A 3381-nucleotide genomic window follows, 5' to 3' on the forward strand; every position below is an offset into this window, starting at 1 on the left:
AGCTCCCCCGCCACCCCCACCGGCACCGGCCGCAGCCAGGCGTCCAGCACGTAGAGGCGGGTGTTCCAGACGGGGCGGCCGATCGGGACGGACGTCGCGCCCGGCTCCGGGCGGTGCTCCCAGGAGGTGACGTCCACCGCGGCCTCGGTCGGCCCGTAGAGGTTGTGCACCGGCACGCCCAGCCGGGCGGCCGCCCGGTCGGCGAGGTCCGGCGGGAGCGCCTCGCCGCTGCACAGGACCCGGCGCAGGGGGCCCGGGCCGGTCCAGGAGGATCCCGCCCCGGAGGGATCCGCCTCCGCACCGGGGAGGTCCGGTTCCGCGTCGAGGAAGGCGGCGAGCATCGACGGGACGAAGTGCACGGTCGTGATCCGCTCCTCGCGGATGGTCCGGGCGAGGTAGGCCGGGTCCCGGTGCCCGCCGGGCCGGGCGACGACCAGGGCGGCGCCCGTCTGGAGCGGCCAGAAGAACTCCCAGACCGACACGTCGAAGCCCGCCGGGGTCTTCTGCAGGACCCGGTCACCGGGGCCCAGGCCGTACTCGTCCTGGGCCCAGCGCAGGCGGTTGACGATCGCGCGGTGGGTGACGACCACGCCCTTGGGGCGGCCGGTCGAGCCCGAGGTGTAGATCACGTAGGCGGGGTTCCCGGGTACGGCCCGCGCGCCGAGGCTCTCCCCGGACAGGTCGGAGAGGTCGGCGGCGGCGAGCCACTGCGGGTCGATCACCAGGACCGGGCACGCGTCCTCCGACATCGCGGCGACGCGGGCCTGCGGCAGCTCCGGGTCGATGGGCAGGTAGGCGGCGCCCGCCTTGACCACCGCGTACATCGCGACGACCAGGTCCGGCGACCGGGGCAGGCGCAGGCCCACGACCCGCTCGGGTCCGGCGCCGTGCGCGGCCAGCAGCCGGGCCAGCCGGTTCGCGCGGGCGTCCAGCTCGGCGTAGCTCAGCTCGGCGCCCTCGAAGACCAGCGCCGTCGCGTCCGGGGTGCGGGCCGCCTGCGCCTCGAACAGCTCGGCCAGGGTGCCGCCCCGCGCGGCGGCTCCTCCTTCGCGGGCGCCCGCGGCGTCTCCCGCCGGGACCTCACCGGTGTCCCGCGCTCCGGTCGCCGCGCCGTTCCAGGCGTGCAGGACCAGGTCCCGCTCGGCGGCCGTGAGCGTCCCGAGCCGGGAGACGGCCGTGCGCGGCCCTTCCCCGCCCGCCTCGGCGGCCAGTACGGCGAGCAGGTGCCGGAACCGGTCCAGCAGGCGTACGGCCGCCGCCTCGTCGAGCGCGTCCGGCCGGTACTGCAGGCGGAAGCGGATCCGCTCCCCCGGGATCACCAGCAGCGTGACCGGGTAGTGGGTCGCGTCGGCCACGTCCGCCGCGGTCAGCCGGAGACCGCCGATCTCGGTGCGGGGGTCGACGGGGTAGTTCTCCATCACCAGCAGCGCGTCGAACAGCCGGCCGCGCCGGATCTCGGCCAAGCCGAGGTGGTGGTGGGGCAGCAGCTCGGCCTGCTCGTCGTGGAGCCTGCGCAGCAGCTCGCCGAGCGGCTCATCGGGGCGGAGCCGTACCCGGACCGGGAGCGTGTTGACGAACAGGCCGACCATGCGCTCGACGCCGGGCAGGTCGGCCGGGCGGCCGGAGACCGTGCCGCCGAAGACGACGTCGTCGCGCCCGGTCAGCTGGGCCAGCAGCAGGGCGAAGGCGGCCTGCACGACCGTGTTCAGCGTCGTGGAGCAGGAGCGGGCCAGCGCGGCGAGTCCCCGGGTCAGGGCGTCGTCGAGCTCGGCGGTGACGCGGTGCGGCGGGACGGGCGCGGCGGAGGCGGCGAGGGCGGGCGCGACCAGCGTGGGCTCGTCCACCCCGTCCAGGGCCCGCTCCCACGCCCGGCGCGCCGCGTCCCGGTCCTGCCGGGCCAGCCAGGCCAGGTGGTCCTTGTACGGCGGTGCGGGCGCGGGCTCGTCCCCGGTGTACAGCGCCAGCAGCTCGGCCGCCAGCAGCGGCGTCGACCAGCCGTCCAGCAGGATGTGGTGGTTGGTGAAGACCAGCCGGTGCCGCTCCGGCGCCACCCGCACCAGCGCGAAGCGCAGCAGCGGCGGCCGGGACAGGTCGAAGCGGCGCTCCCGCTCCTCGGCCGCCACCCGGTCCGGATCCTCCCCCGCCACCTCCCGCCAGGGCACCTCGACGCGGCGGTGCACGAGCTGGACGGGCTCGTCGCCGCGGACCTCGAAGGAGGCGCGCAGCACGGGGTGGCGGGCGACCAGCCGGTCGGCGGCCCGCCGCAGCGCGGCGGCGTCCAGCGGCCCGGCCAGGTCGAGGGTGAGCTGGGCGGTGTAGACGTCCGTCTCGAGCAGCGAGTGGAAGAACAGGCCGTGCTGGAGGGGGGCGAGCGGCCAGGCGTCCTGGAGGTCCGGGCCGAGGTCGTCGAGGTCCCGCTGGGTCAGCGGGACCGGCACGTCCGAGGGGGTCAGGCCGCCGCCGGTGTGCCGGGACAGGCCGGTGAGCGCCTGGGCGTACGCCTCGGCCAGGGCGGCGATCCCCTCGGCGGTGTAGTGCGCCCCGGCCCAGGTCCAGGTGATGCGGAGGGTGCCGCCCGCGGCGACGGCGTCGATCTGGATGCCGTGCCGGAGCGGGGCGTCGTCGTCCCGGCCGCCGATCAGACCGGCGGCGACCGGTTCCCAGTCCTGTCCGGAGGCGGTGATCCGGCCGAGGTAGTTGAATCCGATCTCCGCCCGGGGCAGGGCCGCGAGGACCGGGGCCGCGGCGGGGTCGAGGTGGCGGAGCAGGCCGTGGCCCAAGGGGTCGGGCAGCGCCCGCAGCTGCTCCTTGACCCGCTTGACGGCCGCTCCGGCGGCGGGGCCTCCCGCGACCAGCTCCGGCCAGCCGGTCGTGCCCGCCCCGCCCGCGTCGATCCTGGCCGGGTGCATGCACGTGAACCAGCCGACGGTCCGGGACAGGTCGTGGCCGCCGGCGGTTCCCTCGCGGCCGTGGCCCTCCAGGTCGACCAGGACGGAGCGGTCTCCGCGCCACCGGGTGACCGCCGCGGCGAGCCCGGCGAGCAGCACGTCGCCGGCCCCGCAGCGGAACGCTCCCGGGAGCCTGCCGAGCAGCGGTTCCGCGACCTCGGGGGGCAGTTCCACGACGAGTTCCCGCCGCGAGCCCCACGTCCCCCAGCCGCCGGCGGCGGGGTCCGGCTCCTCGGGCCCGGTCCCCGGGGTGTCCCGCCGGGGTGCGGCCCCACCCGGCGGCGCGGCGGGAGGCACACCCGGGAGCACGGCCGGCGGCGCATCCGGGAGCGCGGCCGGGAGGGCGTGCCTCCCGGCCGGGTCGCGGAGCGCGCGCACCCAGGCGTCGAGTTCGCCCGTCCTGGTCTCCGCCTCGGCGCGCAGCGCCCGCGCC

Annotated in this window: 1 protein-coding gene; it reads right to left on the reverse strand. The window is 77.6% G+C overall.

From position 1 onward, the window contains the following. Positions 1–3381 (reverse strand): AMP-binding protein (locus ABD823_RS34155; RefSeq protein ID WP_344867050.1); only part of this gene is annotated, 3381 nt, incomplete at both ends.

It is taken from the genome of Planomonospora alba (genome assembly GCF_039534085.1).
Lineage (GTDB): Bacteria > Actinomycetota > Actinomycetes > Streptosporangiales > Streptosporangiaceae > Planomonospora_B > Planomonospora_B alba.